This window comes from Pseudomonas sp. FW305-70 (assembly GCF_058783925.1).
Window position 1 is genome coordinate 46,569 of sequence record NZ_JBYSYZ010000030.1, and the last position, 26,087, is coordinate 72,655.

20 protein-coding genes and 2 pseudogenes are annotated in these 26,087 nt (G+C 60.4%); 13 read left to right on the forward strand and 9 right to left on the reverse strand.

Annotation, left to right across the window (positions count from 1 at the left end):
• The first annotated feature begins 140 nt into the window (after positions 1-140).
• The 9 genes from AC3WN7_RS20435 to AC3WN7_RS20475 all read left to right on the forward strand — a co-directional run bounded on the left by AC3WN7_RS20435 (position 141) and on the right by AC3WN7_RS20475 (position 9,238).
• Positions 141-1,871, forward strand: a complete 1,731-nt coding sequence (locus AC3WN7_RS20435) for a multiheme c-type cytochrome (protein ID WP_102674765.1) — start codon at positions 141-143, stop codon at positions 1,869-1,871.
• A 49-nt stretch (positions 1,872-1,920) separates the two neighbouring features.
• Positions 1,921-2,598: a thermostable hemolysin gene (locus AC3WN7_RS20440; RefSeq protein ID WP_095966040.1), complete on the forward strand. Its 678-nt coding sequence runs from the start codon at positions 1,921-1,923 to the stop codon at positions 2,596-2,598.
• Positions 2,588-4,069 carry an AMP-binding protein gene (locus AC3WN7_RS20445; RefSeq protein ID WP_102674764.1) on the forward strand — a complete coding sequence of 494 codons (1,482 nt, stop codon included), beginning with the start codon at positions 2,588-2,590 and terminating at the stop codon, positions 4,067-4,069. The genes AC3WN7_RS20440 and AC3WN7_RS20445 overlap by 11 nt, the downstream gene beginning before the upstream one ends.
• Positions 4,066-4,740 carry an iron-containing redox enzyme family protein gene (locus AC3WN7_RS20450; protein ID WP_102674763.1) on the forward strand — a complete coding sequence of 225 codons (675 nt, stop codon included), beginning with the start codon at positions 4,066-4,068 and terminating at the stop codon, positions 4,738-4,740. Before AC3WN7_RS20445 ends, AC3WN7_RS20450 begins: the two co-directional genes overlap by 4 nt.
• Positions 4,727-5,536, forward strand: coding sequence for an SDR family oxidoreductase (locus tag AC3WN7_RS20455; RefSeq protein ID WP_102674762.1), 810 nt, complete (start codon positions 4,727-4,729; stop codon positions 5,534-5,536). Before AC3WN7_RS20450 ends, AC3WN7_RS20455 begins: the two co-directional genes overlap by 14 nt.
• Entirely contained in the window at positions 5,533-6,177 is a 645-nt protein-coding gene (locus AC3WN7_RS20460; protein ID WP_102674761.1) for a tetratricopeptide repeat protein, read from the forward strand. The genes AC3WN7_RS20455 and AC3WN7_RS20460 overlap by 4 nt, the downstream gene beginning before the upstream one ends.
• Positions 6,178-6,188: 11 nt before the next feature.
• The gene (locus AC3WN7_RS20465) at positions 6,189-6,851 is read left to right on the forward strand and encodes a response regulator (RefSeq protein ID WP_102674760.1); all 663 of its coding nucleotides are present in this window, start codon (positions 6,189-6,191) and stop codon (positions 6,849-6,851) included.
• Positions 6,848-8,215: a sensor histidine kinase gene (locus AC3WN7_RS20470; protein WP_102674759.1), complete on the forward strand. Its 1,368-nt coding sequence runs from the start codon at positions 6,848-6,850 to the stop codon at positions 8,213-8,215. Before AC3WN7_RS20465 ends, AC3WN7_RS20470 begins: the two co-directional genes overlap by 4 nt.
• A 321-nt stretch (positions 8,216-8,536) precedes the next feature.
• Positions 8,537-9,238 (forward strand): response regulator, encoded by a 702-nt coding sequence (locus tag AC3WN7_RS20475; protein WP_095966047.1) that lies wholly within the window; start codon positions 8,537-8,539, stop codon positions 9,236-9,238.
• Here AC3WN7_RS20475 and AC3WN7_RS20480 read toward each other — a convergent pair.
• From AC3WN7_RS20480 to pdxR, 4 genes are all read right to left on the reverse strand, one after another.
• Positions 9,235-10,722, reverse strand: coding sequence for a sensor histidine kinase (locus AC3WN7_RS20480; protein WP_102674758.1), 1,488 nt, complete (start codon positions 10,720-10,722; stop codon positions 9,235-9,237). The two genes, AC3WN7_RS20475 and AC3WN7_RS20480, sit on opposite strands and share 4 nt — an antisense overlap.
• A gap of 705 nt (positions 10,723-11,427) precedes the next feature.
• Entirely contained in the window at positions 11,428-12,693 is a 1,266-nt protein-coding gene (locus tag AC3WN7_RS20485; RefSeq protein WP_102674757.1) for an MFS transporter, read from the reverse strand.
• A 51-nt stretch (positions 12,694-12,744) separates the two neighbouring features.
• Entirely contained in the window at positions 12,745-13,815 is a 1,071-nt protein-coding gene (locus AC3WN7_RS20490) for a sugar phosphate isomerase/epimerase family protein (RefSeq protein ID WP_102674756.1), read from the reverse strand.
• A 112-nt stretch (positions 13,816-13,927) separates the two neighbouring features.
• On the reverse strand, positions 13,928-15,433 hold the full coding sequence (gene pdxR / locus AC3WN7_RS20495) for a MocR-like pyridoxine biosynthesis transcription factor PdxR (RefSeq protein WP_102674755.1): 1,506 nt from the start codon (positions 15,431-15,433) through the stop codon (positions 13,928-13,930).
• 143 nt (positions 15,434-15,576) lie between these two features.
• Here pdxR and AC3WN7_RS20500 point away from each other — a divergent pair.
• The 3 genes and pseudogenes from AC3WN7_RS20500 to AC3WN7_RS20510 all read left to right on the forward strand — a co-directional run.
• A pseudogene (locus tag AC3WN7_RS20500) lies at positions 15,577-15,687 on the forward strand (DNA/RNA non-specific endonuclease); the annotation flags it as partial.
• Positions 15,688-15,988: 301 nt separating this feature from the next.
• A complete protein-coding gene (potE, locus tag AC3WN7_RS20505) occupies positions 15,989-17,335 on the forward strand; it encodes a putrescine-ornithine antiporter (protein ID WP_095966052.1) in 1,347 nt (448 codons plus the stop codon).
• A 42-nt stretch (positions 17,336-17,377) separates the two neighbouring features.
• Entirely contained in the window at positions 17,378-18,283 is a 906-nt protein-coding gene (locus tag AC3WN7_RS20510) for an amino acid ABC transporter substrate-binding protein (RefSeq protein ID WP_095966053.1), read from the forward strand.
• A 165-nt stretch (positions 18,284-18,448) separates the two neighbouring features.
• Here AC3WN7_RS20510 and AC3WN7_RS20515 read toward each other — a convergent pair whose 3' ends face one another.
• The 4 genes and pseudogenes from AC3WN7_RS20515 to AC3WN7_RS20530 all read right to left on the reverse strand — a co-directional run bounded on the left by AC3WN7_RS20515 (position 18,449) and on the right by AC3WN7_RS20530 (position 22,460).
• Positions 18,449-19,618: a methyl-accepting chemotaxis protein gene (locus AC3WN7_RS20515; RefSeq protein WP_409077332.1), complete on the reverse strand. Its 1,170-nt coding sequence runs from the start codon at positions 19,616-19,618 to the stop codon at positions 18,449-18,451.
• A gap of 117 nt (positions 19,619-19,735) precedes the next feature.
• A pseudogene (locus AC3WN7_RS20520) lies at positions 19,736-20,014 on the reverse strand (PAS domain-containing protein); the annotation flags it as partial.
• A gap of 224 nt (positions 20,015-20,238) precedes the next feature.
• Positions 20,239-20,775, reverse strand: a complete 537-nt coding sequence (locus AC3WN7_RS20525; protein ID WP_102674752.1) for a P-loop NTPase family protein — start codon at positions 20,773-20,775, stop codon at positions 20,239-20,241.
• A gap of 347 nt (positions 20,776-21,122) precedes the next feature.
• On the reverse strand, positions 21,123-22,460 hold the full coding sequence (locus tag AC3WN7_RS20530; RefSeq protein WP_095966058.1) for an MFS transporter: 1,338 nt from the start codon (positions 22,458-22,460) through the stop codon (positions 21,123-21,125).
• 236 nt (positions 22,461-22,696) lie between these two features.
• Between AC3WN7_RS20530 and AC3WN7_RS20535 the strand changes: the two genes are divergently transcribed.
• The gene (locus AC3WN7_RS20535) at positions 22,697-23,263 is read left to right on the forward strand and encodes a nucleotidyltransferase family protein (protein ID WP_256585697.1); all 567 of its coding nucleotides are present in this window, start codon (positions 22,697-22,699) and stop codon (positions 23,261-23,263) included.
• A 73-nt stretch (positions 23,264-23,336) separates the two neighbouring features.
• Here the strand turns inward: AC3WN7_RS20535 and AC3WN7_RS20540 are convergent.
• Positions 23,337-26,087: Ig-like domain-containing protein (locus AC3WN7_RS20540; protein ID WP_492575363.1), on the reverse strand; the 2,751-nt coding region annotated here is incomplete at its 5' end.

A 26,087-nucleotide genomic window follows, 5' to 3' on the forward strand; every position in this document is an offset into this window, starting at 1 on the left:
TTCAGCGTCGGCAAGCTGTGGAACTGTAAGTACCCCCATTGAGTGATTGCACGTAACCATCGGTTTGCATCACGAAATACCCTTGGCGACTCAATAGAAGTGCTGCAGTCATCCTCTGCGAACCGTCCAGAGGAAATGCCATGAGCCACACCAGACCAACGTGTGCACAGTTAGCACTGCACGGGCTATCGGCCTTGATTGTTCTATGGACGATCAGCGCCGGGTCTTACATGGCAATGTTCAACGTACCGCCAGGGGTCAAGCTGGCCATTGTCGACTTGAACATTTCCCTGGCGTCATTGTTCATACCGTTGTTCCTGGCGCTCAAACCTCTGGCTCGCCGTTTTTTGTTCTTCCTGGCCTGCCTGCTGACGGTGACGCTGGTGGCGGCCGACGAGCCCCAGAGCAATAACAATCAGGGCAATGACAATCAGAGCAATGACAAGTGGCTGGAGCCGGCACGCTCCAGGCTCATGCATGTGACTGGCGGGATGCCGTTCTTCCCGCACCGGGCCAATACCACCGGTAACCTGGTCTTGAATGTGAAGGACTTCGACAATGCCCAGGTCTGTGGCGCTTGTCATACGGAGATCTACAAACAGTGGCGCTCGTCGATGATGTCCCAGGCCTGGGATGAACCCATCTATCGGGCCTTGCTCAAGCGTGCGAGTGCGGCCACCGAGGGCAAGGTCGATAACTTCTGCACCGGCTGCCATACGCCTATCGGTCTCACGACCGGGCAGATCACTTCGCAAGTCAATCGCTCCTCGGTTGAAGACAGCGCGAAGAACACTCCGATGCCCGGGGTCGATTGCGAAACCTGCCACAACATCAGTGCCCGCACGGGCCTGGACAACGGCGCCTATGTTCTGAGTCCGCGGGCAAACGGTAAACCAACCAAGTTCGGCCCGCGCAAGGACGCCGTTTCGCCTTATCACGACACGGTGTACTCGGCCTTGCACACCCGCTCGGACTTTTGCGGCACCTGCCACAACGTCACGCACCCGTTCAGCAGCGTGGCGGTGGAGCGCACCTATGACGAATGGCAGGAGAGCACCTACAGCCTTAACGACATCACCTGCCAGAGCTGCCACATGCCGGGTTTCAAGGGTAAGGCTGCGATCATGGGGCCGGATCGCGAGGAGGTCGCCTCGCATTGGTTCAGTGGGGCCAACGCGATGATGCTCAACCATCTCGGTCAGGAGGAAGGCGCGCAACGGGCTCGCAACATGCTCGCGCGCGCGGGGGAAATAACCTTCGAGCAATTGCCGGCAGCGATCGTTGCCGGGCAATACACCTCGGTCGCCGTCAAGGTTTCCAATGTCGGCGCAGGGCACAAGCTGCCGACCGGCTTTCCGGAGGGACGGGAGATGTGGATCGATTTCCGGGTGCTGGATGCCACGGGTCGCGAGATCTACCGACTGGGTTCGATCAAGGACGGCAAGACCGAAATCAACACGCGAAATTTCAAAGTGCACATAGGCGACAAGGACGGCAACCCGCTGGACGTCGAGGTCTGGAATGCCACGCAGATTCTCTCGGACAACCGCATTCTGCCCAAGGGCTACGATATCGGGGAGTTCTCCTTCCTGGTGCCGGCCGACGCCGTCGGGCCGCTGACCCTGACGGCCGACCTGAACTACTGGCCGTTTTCGCAGAAGCTGGCCGACTACCTGCTCGGCAAGGACAAGGTGCAGGTGGAAATCACCCGGATGGCCAACGTCACGCAGAGCGTACCCCTGTCGACCAGTCTGCCGGTTGTCGGGGCGGATACGGGTGCAGTGTCGACGCCCGGGCTGGCCCCGGTCATGCCAGGTGACAATCAGAAGGCCACTGAAAAGAATCGTTTTGTGACCTTCAGACTTCGTTAAGAATTGTCTTTGATACTGCTCCCCAATTGATCCGGGGAGATGTTTTTCAATGTCCGATTTCAACTGGAACGTTCAGTTGCCACTGCGCTTTGGCCTGACCGAAGCACAGCAGATGCATCTTGTCAGGGCCTTGCCGGACGCCCCGCAAAGGGGTGTCTTCGAAGCCTTTATCCAGCAACGGTTTCGCAGGTCCCACGGTGCCGATGTTCGTCACTTCATGCCGGAGCTGTTTGGCATGAGCGATGCGTGCGGCACGCTTTGTGCGGTGGTTGGCGTGCGTCTGGCGAGCGACGGACCGCTGTTTCTGGAAGGTTACCTGGACGAAGCGATCGATGCGCTGATCAGTACCGCGGCCGACCAGACCGTAAGCCGCTCAGCCATCATCGAGGTCGGCAACCTGGCTGCCAGCGACACCGGCAGCGCACGGATGAGCATCATCGCGATGACCTACCTGCTGGCCATGGGAGGGCTGGAGTGGGTCGCTTTCACCGGAAACCTGGGGCTGGTCAATAGCTTTCATCGCCTTGGCTTGAAGCCCGTGACCCTGTGTGCTGCCGACCCGGCGCGTCTTGGCGAAGACCGCCACGCCTGGGGCAGTTACTACGAAAGCAAGCCGTGGGTTCATTTCGGCAATATCCGCTCGGGTTTCATTCATTTGCGCAACACCGGCCTGTTCAGTCGCCTGGGTTTGCCAACCTCCATTGAAGGGGCTTGCCATGTCGCCTGAAATGGAGCATTTCAAACAGACCCTGCGTAATCATTCAGAGCAAAAAGCCAACGCCCTTGCCTTGTGGGACGACCATCGCAAGCTCGACTACGCCACGCTCTATGCCGAGGTCATTTATCGTCAGCAGCGCCTGCGCGATGAAGAGGTCAGGGTGGTCGCCCTGGCACTGGACAATGGTATCGAGGCCATGCTGTGGGACCTGGCCGCGCTGTTCGAGGGTTTGACCTGCGTAGCCTTGCCACCGTTTTTCAGTCCGGCGCAACGCAAGCATTGCCTGGAGCAAAGCCAGTCCGAACACGTCATTGCCGAACCGCCATTGCAGGACGAACTGCAAGCCGCTGGATATCAGAAGTGCGGCGAGTTCTGGCACCGCACGTTCAGTGGCCCGAACCGGATGCCTGACGGCACCGCCAAGTTGACCTTCACCTCCGGCACCACAGGCACACCCAAGGGCGTGTGCCTGAGTGCCGACAGCATTCTGCGGGTCGCTCGCGAGCTGGATCAGGCCAGCAAACCCACTGACCCGCAACACCACCTGGCGCTGCTGCCGCTGGCCATTTTGCTGGAGAACATCGGTTGTTACGCCGCACTGTATGCCGGGGCCACCTTGAGCCTGCCCAGCCAGAAAACCCTGGGGATTGCAGGCGCCAGCGGTGTGGAGGTGCCGAAATTGTTGGGATGCCTGGCCAGCCGCTCGCCTCAGAGCCTGGTTCTGGTGCCGCAGTTGTTGCTGATGCTGGTCGCTGCTGCCGAGCAGAAGGCTTTCGGCCCACAGCACTTGCGTTTTGCCGCCGTGGGCGGTGCCCGGGTCAGTGAAGATCTCCTGTATCGGGCTCAACGCGTGGGTGTACCGGTCTACGAGGGTTACGGGCTGTCGGAATGCGCATCGGTGGTGTGCCTCAATCGCCCGCAAGCACGGCGCCCCGGCAGTGTCGGACGGCCATTACCCCATGTGGAGATTCGCCTGGCGGATGACGGAGAAGTGCTGATCAAGGGTTCAACCTTGCTGGGCTATCTGGGAGAGGCGCCGCACACCGCCCAGTGGTTGCCTAGCGGCGATCTCGGCGAGTTCGACGCCGAAGGTTTTCTCTACCTCAAGGGACGCAAGAAGCATCAGTTCGTGACCAGTTTCGGGCGCAACGTGAACCCCGAGTGGGTGGAAGCCGAGTTGACTCAGCGCGGGCCTGTCGCCCAGGCCTTCGTCTATGGCGAGGCGATGCCCCACAACCATGCGCTGCTCTGGCCGCATCGCCCGGACTGTACCGACGAACAGCTGGCCACCGCCGTGGCCCAGGCCAACGAGGCCTTGCCCGAGTACGCCCAGGTCCGCCACTGGAGTCGGCTCGACCAACCCTTTACCGCCACCAACGGTTTGCTCACCGCCAATGGCCGGCCCCGCCGTGACGCCATCATCGAGCGCTACCGACGGCAATTGACCGAATTTGCATTTTCCGAGGAATCCGCACCATGAGTTTTTTTGACACCTTGCAACAAGCCACTGAGCAAGAACGCAATGAGTTGTTCAACCTGCCGATCATCCGTGAAGCGCTGCAGGGCGATGTCAGCCTGGAAAGTTACCGGGCCTTTCTGGCACAGGCCTATTACCACGTGCGCCATACCGTGCCGTTGATGATGGCCTGTGGTGCGCGCCTGCCATTGCGTCTGGAATGGCTGCGCGAAGCGGTCTGTGAATACATCGAGGACGAATACGGCCACGAACAATGGGTACTCAATGACATTCAAGCCTGCGGCGGTGACAGGGACGCTGTACGGGACGGGCGCCCGTCATTGCCGATCGAACTGATGGTCAGCTTCCTCTATGACCTGATTGCCAGGGACAATCCGGTGGGACTGTTTGGCATGGTCAACGTACTCGAAGGCACGAGCATCGCCCTGGCGACCCATGCCGCGGACAGTATTCGCCAGCGCCTGGACTTGCCGGAAAGCGCCTTCAGCTACCTCAGTTCCCACGGCTCGCTGGATATCGAACATATGCAGACCTACCGTCGACTGATGGACACGCTGGATGACCCGCAAGACCAGGCCGCCGTCATTCATGCCTCCAAAGTGGTGTACCGGCTCTACACCGATATGTTTCGTGGCTTGCCGCGTAACGGGGAGAGCCTGCATGCGTCTGTCTGAAGCCCGCGTCGTGTTGACCGGTGCCAGCGGTGGCATCGGCCTGGCCATCGCCACTGCACTGTGCGCCAGTGGTGCCCAGGTGCTGGCCGTGGCTCGCCATCGGGAGCCCCTGGTGCCGTTGCTCGAGCTTTATCCCAATAATCTGTGTTGGATCCGTGCAGACCTGACGTTGCTCTCCGACCGCCGCGAGGTGCTGGCGCGGGCCCAGAACATCGGCGGCATCAACCTGCTGATCAATGCCGCCGGGGTCAACCATTTCGCCATGCTCGAACAGCTCGACGACAGTGAGATCAATTCGATGCTCGCGGTGAACATCAGTGCGCCGATGTGCCTGACAAAACTGATGTTGCCGCTGCTCAAGCAAGCCGACAGTGCCATGGTGGTCAACGTCGGTTCGACCTATGGCTCCATTGGCTACCCAGGCTACGCCAGTTACTGCGCCACCAAGTTTGCCCTGCGCGGGTTCTCCGAAGCCCTGCGCCGAGAGTTGGCGGACACCCGGGTCAGTGTGCTCTACGTTGCTCCGCGAGCGACCCGTACCGGCATGAACAGCCCGGCAGCCCAAGCGCTCAATGATGCGCTCAAAACCAATGTCGACGATCCGCAAACCGTGGCGGCCGCGGTGACTCACGCCATTGCCGGTGACCGTCGCGACTTGTACCTGGGCTGGCCCGAGCGTTTTTTTGTACGCCTGAACAGCCTCCTGCCCCATCTGGTGGACCGTGGTTTGCGCAAACAACTGCCACTGATCCGCCGCCTGAGCCAGAATCCCGACCAGGAGAATCTCGAACCATGAAAAAGATCATCGCTTGCCTGCTGCTGGGCGCATTGAGCCAGGGTGTTTGGGCGCTGGATGCTGCCGACCAGCAGCGTCTCAACGGTATCCAGCAAAGCTGGGCGCACATTCAATACGAGTTGCCCGAGGGACAACGCACCGCGGCTTTTGAGAAGCTGGCCACCCAGGCTTCGAGCTTCAAGCTGGAGCGCCAAACGGTGGCGGAGGCCTGGATCTGGTCTGGCATCGTCACCAGTAGCTGGGCGGGTGCCCAGGGTGGGCTGGGTGCGCTGAGCAAGGTCAAGGATGCCAAAGCCGATCTGGAAAAAGCCCTGGCCCTGGACCCCAAGGCCCTGCAAGGCTCAGCCTATACCAGTCTGGGGGCCCTGTATGATCGCGTACCGGGCTGGCCCATCGGTTTCGGCGATTCGGACAAGGCCGAGCAGTTGCTCAAGCTGGCATTGCAAATAAACCCCAACGGCATCGACAGCCTGTACTTCTGGGGCGATCACCTCTACCGTCAGAAGCGCTATGGCGAAGCCAGGGCAGCGTTGCAAAAAGCCTTGCAGGCTGCGCCCCGACCTGGCCGCGAGAGCGCCGATGCCGGGCGCCGCAAGGAGATCGAAGCGTTGTTGGTGGACGTGAACAAGAAACTCGGCTGACAGGAGACCCTGTGCGTTTATTACTCGTAGAGGATGACGTGGCGCTCGGCGAGGGCATTCATCAGGCCCTGCGCCGTGAAGGTTATACCGTCGACTGGTCGCAGGACGGCAACAGTGCCTTGCACTCGCTGCGCAGTGAAATCTTCGATCTGGCGGTGCTCGACCTTGGCCTGCCACGCATGGACGGTCTCGAAGTGCTCAGGCGCTTGCGTGACAGCGGCTCCAACCTGCCGGTGCTGATCCTGACGGCGCGCGATGCCACCGAAGACCGCATCGCCGGTCTGGATGCCGGCGCCGATGACTACCTGATCAAGCCCTTCGACCTGGCAGAATTGAAGGCGCGCCTACGTGCGTTGCTTCGGCGCAGCGCCGGGCGTGGGCAATCGCTGATCGAGCACGCGGGCATCAGCCTCAACCCCGGCACCCAGCAAGTCAGCTACAAGGGCGAACCGGTGGCCCTGACACCCAAGGAATACCAGTTGCTCCACGAACTGCTCTCGCCACCGGGGCGGGTAATGACTCGCGATCATCTGATGCAGTTGCTGTACGGCTGGAGCGAGGAGGCCGAAAGCAACACGCTGGAAGTGCACATCCATCACCTGCGCAAGAAGCTCTCCACCGATCTGATTCGCACCGTCCGTGGTATCGGTTATCTGGTGGAGGAGCGTCGATGACCTCGATCCGGCGTCGCACCCTGACCCTGATCATTGGCCTGATGCTCGCAGGTCTGGCGGTGATCAGCGTGCTGAACCTGCACGACAGCAACCATGAAATTGCCGAAGTCTATGATGCCCAACTGGCCCAGAATGCTCGCCTGCTGCAAGGCGTCATGCGTATGCCCATGGTGAGCGAGGATCACGCAGATCTGTACAGGGCTTTCAACCAGGCCCTGAACGAGGCGACGCCCAGGGCCGACGGGCATCCGTATGAAACGAAGATTGCGTTTCAGGTCTGGAATGCCAGGAATGAAGTGCTGGTACATACCGCCAGTTCTCCGTCCTTCAGCCAACCCCCGGTCACACCAGGCTTCAGCGATGTCGTCGACCTGAACAACCGGCACTGGCGCGCCTTCCTGCTTGAAGACAAGCAGAACAACCTGCGCATCTGGGTGGGGGAACGGGACGACGTGCGAACGGACCTGGTGGACCGCATCGTACGCCACACCTTGTGGCCTAACATTCTGGGGAGTTTGATACTGGCCGCCATGCTCTGGCTGGCCATCGGCTGGGGATTGAAACCTCTGGTCAACATGGCTGCAACACTGCGGGCGAGGCAGCCCGGTTCACTCGAACCCCTGCAATTGACGCCGCTGCCTACTGAGCTTGAGCCGATGCAGGCAGCCCTTAACCGTATGCTTGCGCAGATTCAGGAAGTCATGGGACGTGAGCGACGTTTTATCGCGGATGCCGCCCACGAAATGCGCACACCACTGGCCGTGCTCAGGGTGCATGCGCAGAACCTGATGGAAGCGGCGAGTGAAGGGGAGCGTCGTGCGTCGCTTGAGCACTTGATTGCCGGGGTTGACCGTACCAGCCGGCTGGTCAATCAATTGCTCACGATGGCTCGTATCGAGCCTCAAGCAGGCGCGCAACCGCCTGTACCGATTGACCTGGCAGCCACGGTTCGCGACAGCCTGGTTCAATTGACACCCTGGTTGTTGAACCAGGATCTTGAATTGGTTTTCGATGTCGGCGACAACATCGGCCTTGTGAGGGTCGACCCTGCGGCCATCGACATTGCCTTGAACAACCTGGTCACCAACGCGGTGAATTTCTCCCCCCGGCACGGAGTGATCACGGTAAAGCTGGTCGAAAAGAGAAACGGCTACGAACTGTCTGTCGAAGATGAGGGGCCGGGTATCGATGAGCAGGATCGTGATCGGCTCTTCGAGCGGTTCTACAGTCGCGCAAACGATCAGGGGGCAGGGTTGGGGCTGACCATCGTCAAGGCCATTGCCGATCGCCTGGGTGGACAGATCAGACTGGAGAACCGTATCGCTGGCGGGTTACGCGCCACGTTGGAAATTTGTCGCGTTTGACGTAGGGGCTGGTGATGCCGGGTGCTGTGGTTGCCTGTACCCAAGTGTCGCAGGGCGACTGCTGGTCGGAATGAAGACGGATCCGGATTTTATGAAAGTCTCTGTTTTTTTATGCTAAAACACATGAAAAACAAATGGTTGGAATATAAATATAAAGTGTTTTGTAAGACTTTTTGTTTGTTCCGGTTCTGATTGCATCCGACCTAAGTCTGATATCCCGACGCCTGGAGCCCGGTACATACGACTGATGACCGGCGGCTTCGCGGGTTCCCTGCTATTAATCAATGTGTATCCGAATGCTTATTCTTGCGGGAGCGTCTCATGAGCCCATTCATTCGCATCGGCATTGCCGACGATCACCCGATGTTGCGTGAAGGCGTTGCCAATACGTTGAGAAAACGGGCGGATCTTCAGGTCGTGGAGCAAGGTTCCAATGCGCAGGAGGCCATGGATATTGCGCAGAAGGAGCGTCCGGACGTGATGTTGATGGACGTCAATATGCCGGGCGACGTGTTCGCCGCGGTGCGGTTCATTTGCACACAGCTGTCGGATGTGAGGGTGCTGATGCTGACGGTTTCGGAGTCCGAGGATGATGCCTTCCTGGCACTGGAGGCCGGCGCGCGCGGGTATGTGTTGAAAGGTGTCAGCGGGCCGGAACTGGTCCTGGCGATCAGGACGGTTGCCAAGGGTGAATCGTATATCACCCCCGAGTTTGCCAACAAACTGCTGAGCAACATCAACAAGCACGAAGCGGAAACCCGCAAGTTCGATTTGACCCACCGCGAGGAGGAGGTCATTCGTGAAGTGTCCAAGGGGCTGACCAACAGGGAAGTGGCGCAAAGGCTGTTGATCAGCGAAAAAACCGTCAAGCACCACATGGGCTGCGTGATGCAGAAGCTGAACGCGCGAAATCGAGTCGAAGCGGTCACGGCTCTGCGCCACTACCGGGAGCGTGAAGCGATCGGGCACCTTCACATCGGCGCGGCGAAAGCGACAATGGATGCCGAAGCGGCGTCTGACTAGAGTTTGAACTGCGCATTGACCGACGTACCCGCGTCGCAGGAGTCGATACTGAACAACCCGCCCAGCGATTCGACGCGATAACGCAAACCGGCGAGGCCCAATCGGGTCCTACCGGATTTCTCGAACTGCATCGCGTCCGCCGCCATGCCTGGACCACTGTCCCTGACGCTGATGTTCAATACGCCATCTATGTACTTCGCCAGGATGACCTGGCCCTCGCCGTTGGCGTGCCGGTAAGCGTTGTTGAGGGCTTCTTGCACAAACCGGTACAAACAGAGTTTGAGCGGCAATGGCGCGGCCTTCGGTAGCTGCCCCAGGGTCAATGTGACCTTGGTGCCAGTGCGTTGCTCGTGCCGTTGCGCCACCAGTTGCAACTCTTCCACCAGGCTCACGTCGTTGATTTCCGGAAGTGCCAGGCCTCGTGATAAATCGCGGACCTCACGCAATGCGTCGGTGGCGGCGGCACGGATGGTTTCCAGGGATTCCTGATCGACCGCCGTGCAGTTTTCGGCCAGGTCGTCGAGCCGGATCAGAATCAAGGTCAATAGCTGCGCGGTCCCATCGTGCAGGTCTGCGCCAATGCGCCTCAAGGTGAGTTCGTTGACTCGGGAAAACTCCTGGGTAGCCGTTGCCATCTTGTGCTGGAGTTCAGCATTGCTGATGTGCAAACGGGTTTGTTCGATCAGCCGCAAGTGCAGTGCCACCTGCTGTTGCTGGATAATCTTGTCGCCGCGTCGCACGATGAAGAAAAGCAGGGTCAGCATGGCCAGTGTCGCGGCGCCGACGACCCCCCATACCTCTTCCCGGACCCGATTGATCTCGCGCCTGAGGCTGTCGGCCTTTTCATAGAATTCGCCCACCGCGATGATTTTCCCGGAGCGTGAATCCCGCAGGGGCGCGTAGATTTCATAGAGCGGGACGTTGAGCTGGCGCTCGAACGCGTCCTCATCCTGGGTCAGTTCTTGAAGATCGGTGACCACTTTGCCCTTCAGTGCCTCGGCGATCTCATCCAATGGGAATTGAACGTTGGTGATGTCTTTGTTCGTGCTGTAGACCACCGTGCCATCTGCTCGCCAGATCTTGATCGAGACAATGTGCTGTTTCAGCGAGCGACTTTCCGTGAGGCGGTCCAGGGACTGGACACTTGCTGCCGAGAGGGTGTTGTCCCGGCTCAACTCCTGCACAAAGGGCTCCAGAAACGTATCCATGTACTGAGCGCCTGCTTCTGCTGCGCTATGAACCGCGGCACTTTCAATGCGTACAGTCACCAGATTGCCGACGAAAAACATGGTCAGCCCCAGGATCACCGCAGCGGCAATGACAAACTGGGTCGAGTGACTCAGCTTGCGCGTCCGGCCCCTGATCCATGTACGCCAGAGGCCATTGCGATTCATATCGCCAACAGGAGCAGGTTCGTCCAGCACCTCGGCTTGCTGCGCGGTGAACGTCTGGTTTTCGGATTCCGCTTTTGCATTTTTTGCCATAGGTCCGGTTCCCTGATCATCGAGACAGGTCGGTTGGAAACCCGGCAGTTCAACGCAAATCTGGAGATTGACGCCAAGCCCATGACTGACAGTAGATCACTGCATGACGATCCGACAGTTTCAGCGTGGGCACGGTCCCCTGTGGGAGCTGGCTTGCCAGCGATGGTCGTCAACGATAACGCGTGGGATCTGGATTAACGCGGCGCACTTGAGTCCATCGCCAGCAAGCTGGCTCCTACAGTTTCAGCGTGGACGCGGTCCCCTGTGGGAGCTGGCTTGCCAGCGATGGTCGTTAACGATAACGCGTGTGAGCTGGATGAACGTGGCGCACTCGAGTCCATCGCCAGCAAGCTGGCTCCTACAGTTTTCCGCGTCGGCGCGGTCTTTTGTGGGAGCTGGCTTGCCAGCGATGGTCGTTAACGATAACGCGTGTGCACCGGATAAACGCGGCGCACTTTAGTCCATCGCCAGCAAGCTGGCTCCTACAGTTTTCCGCGTCGGCGCGGTCTTTTGTGGGAGCTGGCTTGCCAGCGATGGTCGTTAACGATAACGCGTGTGCACCGGATAAACGCGGCGCACTTTAGTCCATCGCCAGCAAGCTGGCTCCTACAGTTTTCCGCGTCGGCGCGGTCCCTTGTGGGAGCTGGCTTGCCAGCGATGGTCGTTAACGATAACGCGTGTGCACTGGATAAACGCGGCCTATGTTCAGGCTTGCGCGGCGCTGACCTCGGCAGTGACCGTGGCGTTCTTGCGCACCGCTTGATACAGCAGGCTCGATACCATGAACCCGACAATGGCCAGCAGGCTCATCAACGAGAAGACGTAGTTGTAGCCTTGTTGACCCGGGAAGTGGTCGAGTATCGCGCCATAGATGACGTAGGCGAACATGCCCGGCGCATAGCCGATCAGGCAACCAATGCCAAAGGCCGAGCCCGTGATGTGCTGGGGAATGCCGACTTCACCCATCGGTGCCCAGAACACACCGCGCATGGAAAACACAATCAGCGCGAAGGACAGGGTGGCTGCCATGCCTGCGTAGATGAAACCCGGGTTTTTCGGAATGAGCATGATGACGCCCATCAGCGGCAACAGGGCCAGGAATGCCCACTTCAGGTAACGGCTGGAACTCTTGAACTGCTTGTCGGCAATGAAGCCGCCAGCGGGGCCGCCGAGGATCTTGAGGAAGTACTGGTTGATGATGCCGTAGGCGCCCACCAGGGCCACGGGCAGTTCGTACATTTCCTTGAGGTAGGGAATGAAGTAGGTCAGGCCGCAGTACACGATGTAAACCATGAACACGTTGAGGCTGACCAGCCAGATGCCCGGCACCTTGATGGCCTCGAGCAGGTTCGACAGTCCGTTCTTCGGCTTGACGGTCGACTGGGTTTTGCCGCTCTTGAGCAACAGCCAGGTCAGGGTACCGGCAAGAATGTCGATGACCGAGTAGAACAGGATCGCCGACTTCAAACCGTTTTCACCCGAGCCCATGGCGACGAAGACGCCCAGCGCAGAAAACGCGACCAGGGTATCGATGACGCCACGCCCGCCTTCGAGCAGACCGAACAGGCGCCCCTGTTCCTTATCGTCACCCAGGTTGCGGATGGCTTTTAGCAGCGAAGGCCAGAAGAGGCAGTCGGCACACACGGCCAGCAGGCAAAACACAACCAGCAGATTGCTGAAGGGCGGAAAGGTCGCCAGGTAAAGCCCGAGAGCGCCGGTACCGATCAGGCCGAGGGGGATCAGCTTGCGCGTGTCGTAACGGTCGGCGAGCATGCCGCCCACCACGAACAGCGCGGTGGCGATGATGGCGTTGGCGCTCAGCAGCACGCCGATTTCAGTGTGGGACAGCCCCATGAATTCCTGCATGGGGATGTAGAAGGCGTCTTTGAGATTCGCCAGCTTGTAGATGGTGCCGCCACCGAGGATGAGAATCAGGAATCTGAGCCATTTGGCCTTGTCTTGGGATGTCATTATTGTTCTCCAGGCTTGATTGGGTAGGCAGTGCCGTTCGGCACGTCAGGTTCAGGCGTCAGCGCAATGGGCCAGGGTCAACTCGGCCAGGGTTCGGAACTCGGCCAGCAGACCTCGTACATAGGCGACCTGGTTGTTTGCCCAACGGTGTTCATCGGCCAGCATTCGCTCCAGCGAGTAGCCTTGCGGCAGCGCTGTTTCACTCATTTCCCGGTACGCAATGAACGGGTCGGCGGCTTCGTCGAGCTGGCGGAACGCCGGTGCCACGTAATGGTTTTCCTGCTCGAGAATGAAGGCGATCACCTGCGGGGTTGATTCGCCGAGCATCAACAGTTCGAACAACATGCGAGCGCTGGGCAGGTCGTCTTCGTCACTGCCTTGCAGCACGCCGTAATGCCCGAAGCCGTTTTGCTCAGGCACGATGCGCACACCTTTGAGGTGCGTCTGGCGTATGTGCGGACCCAGGGTGCGCAGTGCCGCGAGGGGCTGCTCGCAGGCATTGATCATGTTGCCGAAGTCGAACAAGGCGTGCAGGCGAGGGTGGTTCAGCCGGCTCAGCAGTTGCGCGATCTCGCCGCTCTTGAGTTCCTCGTGCTGCTCGAAGTCGAAGAACAGGTCGTGCTCGTCTGCCTGTTGCGCGAGGTAGTGCAGGTCCGACTCGATCACGTCCATGACCCGCGACAGCGCCCCTTCGTAGCGTGAGTAGACACGGATGTTGCGGGTGCCCAGCGCCTTGGCGATGGCGATCACTTGATCGACATCTTTTTTCAGGGTGCTGCTGATTTCCAGATGCACATCCAGCCCGAGTGTTTTGGCCTTGTCTGCAAACACCTGAAGCTGCGTGGGTGTCATTTGACTCAGGCTGTTTTCCTCACCGTCGAGCAGGTGCAGGCTCAGGCCCTGGAGTTCGTGGCGATAGGCGAAGTCCAGCAGGTCGCCCGGGGTGACACGGCCGTGGGTCAAGTTGGTCAGCAAGGGGTAGGCATGGGCAAACAGGCGCAGTTGCGCCAGTCGGTCGAGCAACTGGCGGGCCAGTGCCTCGGTCAGTAGGGGGGGAGCCTCGGCCTCGACAGCCTTATGGCTGAGCAAGGCGTTGAATCGTTCCTGGATCTTATTGTTCATTCGAGTCGTTCCTGGTTCAGACACCGGGTCTACCGGCGCAGCCTTTATCGCGCCAGTCAGGAACTCTCGATAGATCCATTATCAGTTAAATCATAAGACCACTTGCCCGGCGTCAAGTGGCCGGCTGCAGGTAGCCCATTTTGTCCAGGGCCTGGGCCAGCGCTTCGACCCGCGCCTGGGCCTGGTCCTCGGGGGTGCTGGCGAAGCCGATCAGCAGCGCCGGCGGCAAGACATGTTCGACGCAGTAGTCGCTCAGGGGATAGGTATGAATGCCATGCTGGCCGAGCGCCCTGGCCAGGGCGTCGTCATCGAGATGCCCGGGTAACCAGGCGATCAGGTGCATGCCGGCTTCCACCGGGGTGATCCTGAAGAAAGTCCCCAGGCGTTTGTGCAGATGTTCGACCAGTGCCTGCTGGCGAGCCTGGTACAGGGCGCGCATCCGGCGAATATGACCGAGGAAGTGGCCTTCGCGCATGAAGTCCGCGGTGGCGGCCTGAAGCAAGGTAGGCGGGCTGCGATCCATGACCGCCCGCAGGGTGCAGAAGGGTTCGACCAGGGCGTTCGGCAGTATCACGTACCCCAGTCGCAGCGAGGGGAAGAGCACCTTGCTGAAGGTCCCGGCGTAGATGACCCGGGCCCACTGGTCCATGGCATAGAGCGCGGGCAGGGGGCGGCCGTTGTAGCGAAACTCACTGTCGCAATCGTCCTCGATGATCCAGCTTTGATTCTGCGCGGCCCAGTCGATGAGTTCCTGGCGTCGTGCATAACTCATGGTTACGCCCAGGGGATGCTGGCGAGACGGCGTGGTAAACACCAGGCGGGCGTCAGGACACACAGCCAGGCCTTGCCGGACATCGATCCCCTGTTCGTCGATACGCAACGGCACGACCTGGCCACCCTGGGCCTGGAGCGCAATACGCGCCGCGATATGCCCCGGATCTTCCATCCAGAAGCTGTCCTGCGGATTGAGCAACAGCATGCCCAGCAGGTTGAAGGCTTGCTGGGCGCCGGACACGATGACCACCTGATCGGCACTGCAATCAATGCCGCGGGCATCGAAGACGTACTCGGCAATCGCCTCGCGCAGGGCCAGCAACCCCTGCAGTTCGCCATAGCCGAGCATGGCCTTGGTCGGCTTGTGCAGATGGCGGTTCAACAGGCGCTTCCAGACCGACTGCGGGAACGCATCGTAGGCGCTGTGACTGGGCAGGAACGAGGTCGGGGTGCCGGTCGCCCAGTCGGCATAGGAAACACCGCGAAAATGATCGCTGCGCAACGACAGCATCGACTGGCTCAGGTCGGACAGGCGAGGCGGTTGGCGCGGCTGCTCGTCATCAATACCGCGGCCTTCCCACTCATGGCCGACATAGGTCCCGGCCCCGGTCCGCGACGTCAGGAAACCCTCGGCAATCAGTTGATCGAACGCATTGAGGATGCTGATCCGCGACAGCTCAAGCTCCTTGCTCAGGGTCCGCGTGGACGGCAGGCGCACGCCACCCTGAAGCCTGCCACTGAGAATCTGTTTGCGAATCTGCAAGTAGAGTTGGCGGTACAAGGGGATGGAACTGGCACGGTCCAGTTCGATACCCGACAACAGCAAACCTGCGGAGGATTTCATTTTTCGTTCGTCTGGATGGAATGTGGTCTGGCCTGAATCGCTGTCAGGCACCCGGGTGCGAAAGGGTAGCGAGGGGTGTCGGATAAGTCATCCACCCCAGCGTCACAATAACAGGGCTGCCGAGTGCGGCGTTGCACTGACCGCCCATTGTTGAAGCCCGTGTCCAGAGGCCGATGGATGACGACACTTCGGTCAAGAGCACTGGGCTCAAATTGCTCGGGGACCTGCCCGTTACAGGTTGCACAGGACGCACCTGGCGGCTGGATGAGCAGCACCCCACAGGTTGGAGGCAACCTAAAGAAGTAACAGATCTTGAATTTGAACTATACCCAATAAGGCAATCGCTCCTGGCCCCGGGAAATGATGCTTGCCCTGATACTCGTCCCAGGATCTTCAACGTCGGACAGACCGAGAAATACCGGTTATGAACGTCTTGAAAATCGCTGTCAGCGATGCGTTGCGTTTACAGGCTCAAGGTCTGATCCCACTGTCCGGCCCCGTGCTGTACGTCGCCAGGCCCAGGTTCAAAACTCTGAACAAGGCAAGGAGTTTGCGATGGCTGATTCAAGCAAGAAAATGGGCCTGATGGGGCTCACGACGCTGGTAACGGTCAACATGATGGGCTCGGGCATCATCATGTTGCCCACCAACATGGCTCAACTGGGTGCCGTCTCGCTACTGTCATGGATCTTCACCGCGATCGGTTCGATGGCCATCGCTTACTGCTTTGCCCAATGCGGGGTCTTCTGTTCGCGCTCTGGCGGCTTGTCCGCCTACACCGAAGAGGCCCACTCAAAGTCGGGTTTTTTCCTTTGCTCGTACCTGTACTTCCTGTCCCTGGCCATCGCCAACGTGGCCGTGGCCATTTCGGCGGTGGGCTACATGACCGCCTTCGTGCCCTGGCTGGGCACGGGTGCCATTCCTTTGTGCGTGGGCACCATCGGGTTGATCTGGTTGACCACCTTCGCCAACTTCGGCGGCCCGGGCATCACCGGCAAGATCGGTGCATTCACTGTGTGGGGCGTGATCATTCCGGTCGCGGGCCTGAGCATCATCGGCTGGTTCTGGTTCAAGCCCGATGTGCTGGCCGCCGCCTGGAACCCCAACAGCCTGCCGATTTCCGAAGCCATCAGCAAAGCCATTCCCCTGACCCTGTGGGCCTTCCTGGGCATGGAGTCGGCGGCCCAGGCCACCGATGCCGTGGAAAACCCCAAGCGCAATGTGCCGCTGGCCTGCCTGTTCGGTACCCTCGGCGCTGCCGTGGTCTATGTGCTGTCGACCACCGTCATCCAGGGCATCATTCCCAACGCCGAGCTGGCCAAGTCCTCGGCGCCTTTCGCGCTGGTCTACGCCACGATATTCAATCCGATGGTGGGCAATATCGTCATGGCCCTGGCGGTCATGGCCTGCGTCGGCTCGCTGCTGGGCTGGCAATTCACCCTGGCGCAAACGGCGAAGATGACGGCTGACCAGAACCTGTTTCTCAAGCTGTTCAGCAAGGTCAACTCGATGAATGCGCCCGTCGTCGGCATGATCGTCTGCGGCGTGCTGCAAACCCTGATGGCCCTGTCGACCATCTCGCCCGACGCCGCCGCGCAGTTCAGCAAGCTGGTCAGCCTGGCCGCGGTCACCAACCTGATCCCCTATATCACTGCGCTGACCGGCCTGCTGGTGATCATGCACAAGGCCGGGGTCTCATCAGCGATTCGCACGCGTAACGTGGTGGTCTTGCTGATTGCCGTCACGTACTCCCTGTACGCCCTGTATGCCTGCGGCAAGGACGCGGTGATGGGCGGCACCCTGGTACTCGCTGTCGGCTACCTGCTCTACGGATTCCTCGCCAAGCGCTTCACCGAAGTGCCAGCGACCAATCAGGCCAGGGCCGCAAACCCTCAGGCGTAGCCATCAGGACTGCATAGACATCTGCATACGGGGAAACCGGACATGAACGTACCATTTGCCACAACCACCAGACTGCTGTTTGCCTTCGCACTCTTGACGCTGCCGCTGGTGGCCGGCGCCAACACCCTTGAACGCGTGCGCAGCAGCCACACCTTTACCCTGGGCTACTTGCCTGACCTGGCGCCCTTCAGCAAGCAGGAAGGCGACAAGGCCAGCGGTTATGCCATCGATCTGTGCCTGAAAGTCGCCGACAAGCTCAAGAGCGAGCTGGGCCTGCCCGACCTGCAAGTGCACTACCTGCCGGTCACGGTTGCGGATCAGGTCAGCGCCGTCAGCCAGGGCAAGGTGGATATCCTCTGCACGCCGACTGCGCCTACCCTGGAGCGGCGCAAGATGATCAGCTACTCCATCCCGGTCTACACCGCCGGCCTCTCGGTCGTGGTGCGCAACGATGCGGCCGAACCCTTGCTCAATGTGCTCAATGGCAAGGTCGCCACTGCCGGCCCGACCTGGCGTGCCAGCATCAACAATGGCCTGGCCAACCAGACCTACGCGACCCTCGAGGGCGGGGTGACCGAAGACTGGATTCGCGAGCGGATGCGCCTGCTCAACGTGATCGCCTCGCTGGTGACCGTGGCCAACAATGACGAGGGCGTCAAGCTGGTCGCCGAGGGCAAGGCCGATGCCTTTTTCTCCGAACGCATGTTGCTGCGAAACGAAATCGCCAAGGAAGGTGCGGCCAGGAACCTGATGATCCTGGACCGCATTTTCGAATACTCGCCGGTGGCGATGATGGTCGATCGCAACGACGAAGACTTCCGCCTGCTGGTCGATACGGCCCTGAGTGAAGCCTATTACTCGGGCTTTGTGGAAAAGGCCTACGACCAGTATCTGGGCGGCAGCAACCTTACCGTGAAGAGACTGTTCAGGGTCTATGCATTGCCGTAGCTGTGGCGAGGGAGCTTGCTCCCGCTGGACTGCGCAGCAGTCCCTCTTTTTGGGGGCGCTGCGCACCCCAGCGGGAGCAAGCTCCCTCGCCACAGGTGATGCCATTGGTTCGGAGCCGCATCAATGGGCGAGGACCACGGCGAAGCAGGAATCGCCCTGTCGCTACTAACGGTTAAAACGCTCGGCCAGGCTGTGCAGGTATTCGGCCATGGCTTCAAGGTCCTGGCTGATCGCGGCGCCTTGTTTGGCCTGCCCGGCGCTGTGATCACAGAGTTGGGCAATACGGGTGATCTGCTGATTGATGTCTTCAGCCACGTGACTTTGTTCTTCTGACGCCGAGGCCATCTGCTGGCTCATTCCGGTAATCCGGGTGACGGCCTGACTGATGCCGACCAGCGCCGACTGCACCGCCTCGACACGCTGCATGCTTTCGCGGGACATCTGCTCGCCACGGCTGGCCGTTGACACTGCGCGATCGGCACCGTCGTACAGAGAAGCAATGATGCCGTGGATCTGTTCGGTGGAGGTGCGAGTGCGTTGTGCAAGGGAGCGCACTTCGTCGGCAACCACGGCAAAACCGCGACCTTGCTCACCGGCCCGGGCCGCCTCGATCGCCGCATTGAGCGCCAGCAGGTTGGTCTGTTCGGCAATGGACGTGATGACATCCACGACACTGCCGATCGATTGCGTTTCGCTCGCCAATGCGTTGACCGCCTTGCCGATTTCGTTGACCGCTTCATGCATGGTTTCCATGGCGTTCAGGCTTTGCCGGGCCAGTTCACTGCCCTCGCGCGTCAACTGGTCAGCCTGCGAGGCGGCATGCGCGGTGCTGATGACGTTCTGGGTAACTTCCTGGATAGTGGCGGCCATCTGTGAGATGGCGGCGGCAGACTGATCGGTTTCACTGCGCTGACGATCAAGCGACTGCGCCTGAGAACCGGAGAGTTCGGACGACTGCGCGGCCTTGGCCTTGACATTGACCCCGGCATCGACGAGTCGGCTCAGGGCGGTCTGCAAGCGCGCTTCCTCACTGACCATGGCCATGTCCAGGCGACCCTGGGGACCATGATTGTCGCTGTAGGTGAGCGCGACCAACGGATCGGAAAAGGCTTTCGGATGCTCGGCCAGGGTGCGCTCGATGGCTTTGCGATGCCGGGACTCGATCAGGTACCAGGCCATACACAGGCTCGCCACCATCAGCCCCTGTGCCGCCGAATCGGGCAGCCACTGCTCGGCGAGCAATGAAACTGCGCCAGCGATCAGCAACGGCCAGCCGTGTTGCAGTGGCCGGGAAATCCGCGTTTTCAGGGAAACGATGGGCTTGCCGGCCCGCATCCGTGCATAGAGTGCTGCAGCCCGACGGACCTGGTCGCGGCTGGGCAGTGAACGAACCGACTCGTAACCGCTCAGGCGTCCGTTTTCATGGATGGGCGTGACGTAGGCACTGACCCAATAGAAATCACCATTCTTCGCGCGGTTTTTGACAATGCCCATCCAGGGTTTGCCTTGCTTGATGGTGTGCCACATGTGAATGAATACCCCGGGAGGCATGTCGGGGTGTCGAACCAGGTTATGGGGCTGGCCCACCAATTCGTCGTAGGTGAAACCGCTGATGGCAACAAAGGCCTCATTGCAGTAGGTGATCCGGCTATCGAGATCGGTCGTGGAGATCAATCGTTGTTCGGCGGGAAATACTCTTTCATGCTCGGTTACGGGCAAATTCACGCGCATACGATGCGACCCCTCGGATTATTATTATGATGTTGAGCCTATAGAACAGAACGGGCCCGAAGAGGAATTTATGGAGGGGGGAGGCTGACGGAGATTCATCTGACGACAATTTCTTTTCATTTCATGACAAATTCACGATATCGCTGTGGAATCATGCGTGACGTCCAATTGAGTCGGTTTCGGAGCGCGACGTATAACCTCGGGTGACGGATGTCGTCGCCCCTCTATTCAAGGCAGGTTCCAGGCATCACGGGCAAGCCATGGAGAAAGGCGGCAATCTCCCGACTATTGCGCAAATGCACCACAGGAATCCGCGGACCCATGGCCATGCGCACCGCTTCGATACCCGGGCGGTAGCCTCGATCGAAATTCCACACGAACCCAAGGAACGTCAGGAACGCCCGGTCGAGCTTCTCTGCGCAGCCGGCTGCAAGGTCAGGGCGAGGACGGTTCATGACGCTGCGCAGGATCACCCGGGCGAAGCAGGTGAGGCGCGGCGTATCGAGCCAGATGATCAGGTCGGCCCGGGGCAGGCGAAGGTCGAAGGTGCGCCGGGCATAGTTGCCTTCACAAATCCAGGTATCCGCTGCGATCGCTGCGCTGACCCGCGCGCGAAACTGCTCCGCGTCGGGTTCGATCCAGCCGGGCTCCCAGAACAAGGTATCGAGGTGTACCACGGGCAGGCCCAGATGCTTGCCGAGGGCGCGGGCGAGGGTGGATTTGCCGCTGCCGGCATTGCCCAGAATAACAATCCGTTGCACGAGTGACGTCCTGTCGAAAAAAGATTCTTTACGCATTCCCGGGGAACTGTAGGAGCCAGCCTGCTGGCGATGGACTCCAGTGCGCCGCGTTCATCCAGCTCACCCGCGTTATCGTTAACGACCATCGCAGGCAAGCCAGCTCCCACAAGGGACCCTGCCCAAGCTGAAACTACTGTAGGAGCCAGCTTGCTGGCGATGGACTCAAGCGCGCCGCGTTCATCCAGCTTCCACGCGTTATCGTTAACGACCATCGCTGGCAAACGGCAATTGTGCTGGGTTTTGCTCTTCAGTCAAAGGCCTCTGAGGGAAACCTCGCTGGCATGACACCTGCCGGCCCGTTTCGTGTGTCAGGCGGAGGCACCCACGCCTTCGGCTTTCTCCTGCGCCGCCACGTCATGCAGGGAAATCCTCGAGGTTTCCGGCAATGCCAGCCCACCCGCCAGCGCGAGCAATGCGATCGCGATCAGGTAGAACGCCGGCGACAGGTTGCTGCCGGTGGTGCTGATCAGCCACGTCGCCACCAGCGGCGCGGTGCCGCCGAACAAGGTGTACGCCATGTTGTACGTGATCGCCGAGGCGGTGTATCGAGTGCGGGTCGGGAAGGTTTCCGAGAGCAAGGCCGCCGTCACCACGCCACACAACACCGCGCCGATCGCCAGGAGCATGACGCCGACGACGGACGCTGCGAACGAGCCGGAGCTGGCCATCAGGAACGATGGATACACGACAACGATCAACAGCGCGCAGGCCGTCATCACCGTCATGCGTCGCCCGACCCGATCCGAATACAGCCCGGCCAGCGGGCAGATCGCCGCAGCGAACAGCAATGCAATCAGTGACACCAGCAACGCCGTTGCGCGACTCAGGCCACCGGCGACTTGCAGATAAGTCGCGAAATAGGTGGTGAACATATAAAACGACAGGGCGGTCAGTGACACGAAGGCACCCAGGCAACAGATCGCCGCCCCATGGTTGCGCAAGGTGTCCTTGAGCGGCGAGTGGGCGACCGCATGTTCCTGGGTCACCGCCTGGAATGCCGGTGTCTCGTCGAGCTTCCAGCGCAAGTAAAGCCCCACCAGGCCCAGCGGCGCAGCAATCAGGAACGGCAAGCGCCAGCCCCAACTGCCCATGGCTTCGGCCGACAATGACGCCTCGAGCGCGTAAGCCACCACGGCGGCCGCGGCGAAGGCGGAAAATGTCGACACCGGGATGAAGCTGCCGTACCAGGCGCGTTTGTCACTCGGTGCATGCTCCATCAGGTAGGCACAGGCACCTGCGTATTCGCCCCCGGCGGAAAAGCCCTGGGCGCAGCGGATCAGCGACAGCAGAATCGGCGCCATGACCCCGATCGCCGCATAAGTGGGCAGCAGACCGATCAGGGTCGTCGCGCCAGCCATCAGCAAAATGGTCATCGCCAGGGTTCGCTTGCGGCCGATCCGGTCGCCCAGCATGCCGAAGAAAATCCCGCCAAGGGGCCGAAACGCGAAGGCCACGGCGAACACCGCAAAGGTCTTTAGCAGCGCGGCGCTGGCATCGCCGCTGGGGAAGAACTGCTGGGCGATGGTCGTGGCCAGAAAGCCATAGACGGCGAAGTCGAACCACTCGACAAAGTTGCCGATGCCGGCGGCGACAATCACTCTTCTCAGTGTTTGCGGGCTGACTTGTTCCGTATTTGTGCTCGTCATGCTTGACCTCGACCGTTCGTCAGTAAGCTATCGATTATCGGGGCAGGCACGGCGGCGGCTCACTTCAAAAGTGTCATCCACATAGTCAGTACCGACTTCATACCCTTGAAGGACCCATGATTGGCGCCTGACTGGCCGAAAGCCGCAGTTGGCGAAGGGCGGTGTTTTTGGTGAATTTGTAAAGCACCGGGGGTATTGTCGGTCGCCAGGATCAGATCGATAGGGAAGGGATGAAGATGACATTGACTGCCGAAAGCCTGGTCAGGATCGCAATGACCAATCCGGTCAACGCAGAAATTTACACACGCTTGCCTAAGCTTGGCTTGAACCAATGCATGCTCACGGCCGGCTGCCTGTTCCAGGCCGTCTGGAATCATCGGTCACAGCGACCGCCAGAGTGGGGAGTGAAGGATTACGACGTCTTTTACTTCGATGATGATCTGTCCTGGGAAGCAGAGAATGAGGTCATCCAGTCAGCCCGGCAGCTGTTCAATGATCTCGACGTCAACGTTGAGGTCAAGAATCAGGCTCGCGTTCACCTGTGGTACAGCCAGCGGTTCGGCGGGGATTATCCCAGGCTTGAGTCAGCCAGGGACGGGATCGATCGCTATCTGGTTGCCGGCACCTGCATCGGTTGGGATGTCGCCACCGGCGAGGTCTATGCCCCCAACGGCCTGGCCGACACAGAGCACGGGCTGCTTCGAATCAATCCAGGCAATCCCAGGCCGGACTTGTTCGATCAGAAGGCCAGAAGTTATCAGGTTCGCTGGCCATGGCTCAGGATCATCGCGCCGCACAGTTGAACGGGACCCACCGAACTGACCGATTCGGGCCTCAGATCCTTTGAGGCCCTCGTCGCTAAAGCCAGGTTGAAACTCAGTTCTTCACGACCGGCACCGTCACGGTTTTGCCTAAGGCCGACTTGATGGTCGCCGTCGGGGCAGCCGACGGGCCGCTGCCGACGGTTGTCACCGCTATATTCCAGCGCGCGCCTGTCGGCGTAAGCGTCAGGGTGGCGGTGCCAAGGTTCACCGTGCCGGTTGTGGTCGTGGCCGTCGCCGTGATGCTATTGCCCGTGCCACGCGAGGTGGTGCCGGACAGCACCCAATACCAGCGGCTGCTGCTGCGGGCGGTGACGGTGGCGCTGGTGACGATCAGGTTCTCGACGACCGCTGGCGAGACCGCCACGGACACCGTCGCCGGTGCCGACTCCGCGTTCTTGGCATCGCTGGCCCTATAGGTAAAGGTCGCGGTGAACGGCGCGGGGATCGTGGCCGGTGGTGTGTAGATCACGCGCAGACCGTCGGTGCTGACCGAGCCTTTGCCGGAGTCCGGTTGCTCCAGACCCACCACTTTAAGTGGCACGTTACCGTCAGGGTCGCTGTCGTTGGCCAGCACGTTGATGGTCACCGGTTGGCCGGTGTTGCTGATGGCGCTGTCGGGGTTGGCGACAGGTTTCTGGTTGTCGAGGTCTTCGACGCGTTCATCGCCAGTGCGGAAAGTCGGCAGCGCGGCGGAGTTGACATAGGTGACGCCGTCCCAGCCGGGCAGGGGCGTTGGCATCAACTGGAACTGGCCGGGGTGCTCGACATCCCAACGCATCAGCATGGACGTGTCTTCGTGCTGGGTGTTGTGGCAGTGCTCCAGGTAGGTCCCGGCGAACTCGCGGAAGCGGATCGCGATGTCCACGTCCACCGAGCTGTCGATGCCTTGGCCGATGAGATAGACATCCTTGCGTGCCCATTTTTCCCATTCCGGCGGTGCCTTGCCGTCGCGGCTCAGGACGACGCCTTCTTCGAAATGCACGTGCACCGGGTGGCTCCAGCCGTTGCCGCCGTTCCTGATTTTCCAGACTTCCAGGGTGCCATCGCCGGAGAACCCGGCAGAGGTCGGACCGGTGGCCAATTGCGGCGCGGCGCTGATGATCCGAGGATCCATTTGGTAGCCGAAACCACCGTCGGTCTTGATGGTCCAGGGTTCTTCGTCGGTGCCGTCGGAGCGACCGAAGATGAACTCGCGATGCCGCGCCGCCTTGAGCTTGGCCTGCATCGTCGGGTCGTCGCGATTGATCGTCAACGGGATCATGCTTTTACCCACTGGCTTGCCCGGCTTGGCGGGTTCGTAGTCGGCGGGGTTCATGCTCACGTCCTGGCCGGCATAAGGCTGGACCACCATCTGCATGAACTTGCCCACCACCGGGTCGCCGTCCTCCCATCGCAAGCCGGTACTGGTCAGCTTGAGCACTGCCTTGTACCTGCCGGACAGGACATCGGCCAGGCTCAGCGGCAGACTTTCCGGACCCTTGCCGTCGTGGTGCTCCATCAGGTTGACGAAGTACAGCTTGTCGCCGGTCCTGATCCCGTATTTCGAGAAGTTGACGATGATGTCAAAGCGCTCGGCGATGCCCTGGGCGGGCAGGATGGCGTTGTGGTCCTGCAGGTCGCCGTCAGCGTCCAGATCCATGCTGCCGTCGAACGGCACGGCATGTTCCATGAGGTTGCCGTCGTTGGCGATCAAGTGGAAGGGCACGCGGGTATAGGACAGACCGGAGCCTGTCGGGCCGGGGAATTCGCCACCGGTGCCGACGACTTCACGCACCAGTGCGATCCTGAAGAAGCGTGACACCGAGCCATTGAGAATGCGGAAGCGATAGCTGCGCGCGCGCACGTTCAGGCGTGGTTGGTACTGCCAGTTGACCAGCATCTGATCGCCGAGGAAGCCGTCGGTGTTGAACGGGTTGAACCACAGTTGGCCGTTCTGATCCCAGGCCTTGTCGGCCAGCATCAGGTTGACGTCGTAGTCGCGGTTGCCCCAGGGCAAGGCCGAGCCGCTGGGCAGGCGCAGGTTGACACCGTCTTCCAAGGCTTCGTTACCGCGATCCATGGCACTGTAATAGTTCATCATCGACGCGCTGCCCTTGTAGACGTTCTGCGCGGTGAAATCGAGCATGTGGTCGTGGAACCAGTGGGTGCTCATGGTTTCGCGCCAGTCGCCACGAATCTTGATGGTGCCGTTGTTGCAGGTCTTCAGGCCCGGCGTGGCATCGTTGACATACAGGGTTTCGCCCGGGGCGCAGGGGAACGCCGCGCGGGGATCCTGGGCGCTGGTGTTGATGCTGTCGTAACCGGCCAGCTGGATCGGCCAGCGATAGTCAAAGTACTGCCCGGGAAAGAAAAACGCATTGGCATAGCCGTCGCTTTCGGCCGGGTTGTGACCGTTGTGTTCGTGGGTGCTGAGGGTGTGCAGGCCAAAACCCATGTTGGCCGACGGGTCGATCGGCAGGGCGTTGTAGTGCCGCATCAGCACGCCCTGGCCGTAGCGCACCATCAACAGTTTTGGCGGAAAGGTGCCGTCGAAGGTCCAGAGCGCCTTGTGGTTCTGAATCGGCATGTTGGGGTGAAAACGCGTGTCGATGCCTTTGGTGGTACCCGCAATGATCGGATTGTCCGAGGTCTGGTTGTAGAGCCCGCCTGGCCCGAACTCGCCGACGGCGTAGTTGTGCAGCTGGCGGCGGTCGCGCATGCCGCCGTTGAGCTTGGCGCCTGCTTGCGCGGTCTTGAAGGCGACCTGTGGGTAGAACTCGTTCCAGCGCTGGTGCGACCAGCCTTTTCCTGGCGGACGCCCCTC

Coding starts and splice junctions, on each gene's coding strand:
- AC3WN7_RS20470 (WP_102674759.1), top strand. CDS start 6,848: ATGACCTCGATCCGGCGTCGCACCCTGACCCTGATCATTGGCCTGATG.
- AC3WN7_RS20485 (WP_102674757.1), bottom strand. CDS start 12,693: ATGACATCCCAAGACAAGGCCAAATGGCTCAGATTCCTGATTCTCATC.
- AC3WN7_RS20440 (WP_095966040.1), top strand. CDS start 1,921: ATGTCCGATTTCAACTGGAACGTTCAGTTGCCACTGCGCTTTGGCCTG.
- AC3WN7_RS20510 (WP_095966053.1), top strand. CDS start 17,378: ATGAACGTACCATTTGCCACAACCACCAGACTGCTGTTTGCCTTCGCA.
- AC3WN7_RS20460 (WP_102674761.1), top strand. CDS start 5,533: ATGAAAAAGATCATCGCTTGCCTGCTGCTGGGCGCATTGAGCCAGGGT.
- AC3WN7_RS20435 (WP_102674765.1), top strand. CDS start 141: ATGAGCCACACCAGACCAACGTGTGCACAGTTAGCACTGCACGGGCTA.
- AC3WN7_RS20490 (WP_102674756.1), bottom strand. CDS start 13,815: ATGAACAATAAGATCCAGGAACGATTCAACGCCTTGCTCAGCCATAAG.
- AC3WN7_RS20450 (WP_102674763.1), top strand. CDS start 4,066: ATGAGTTTTTTTGACACCTTGCAACAAGCCACTGAGCAAGAACGCAAT.
- potE (WP_095966052.1), top strand. CDS start 15,989: ATGGCTGATTCAAGCAAGAAAATGGGCCTGATGGGGCTCACGACGCTG.
- AC3WN7_RS20530 (WP_095966058.1), bottom strand. CDS start 22,460: ATGACGAGCACAAATACGGAACAAGTCAGCCCGCAAACACTGAGAAGA.
- AC3WN7_RS20445 (WP_102674764.1), top strand. CDS start 2,588: ATGTCGCCTGAAATGGAGCATTTCAAACAGACCCTGCGTAATCATTCA.
- AC3WN7_RS20515 (WP_409077332.1), bottom strand. CDS start 19,618: ATGCGGGCCGGCAAGCCCATCGTTTCCCTGAAAACGCGGATTTCCCGG.
- AC3WN7_RS20475 (WP_095966047.1), top strand. CDS start 8,537: ATGAGCCCATTCATTCGCATCGGCATTGCCGACGATCACCCGATGTTG.
- AC3WN7_RS20455 (WP_102674762.1), top strand. CDS start 4,727: ATGCGTCTGTCTGAAGCCCGCGTCGTGTTGACCGGTGCCAGCGGTGGC.
- pdxR (WP_102674755.1), bottom strand. CDS start 15,433: ATGAAATCCTCCGCAGGTTTGCTGTTGTCGGGTATCGAACTGGACCGT.
- AC3WN7_RS20535 (WP_256585697.1), top strand. CDS start 22,697: ATGACATTGACTGCCGAAAGCCTGGTCAGGATCGCAATGACCAATCCG.
- AC3WN7_RS20480 (WP_102674758.1), bottom strand. CDS start 10,722: ATGGCAAAAAATGCAAAAGCGGAATCCGAAAACCAGACGTTCACCGCG.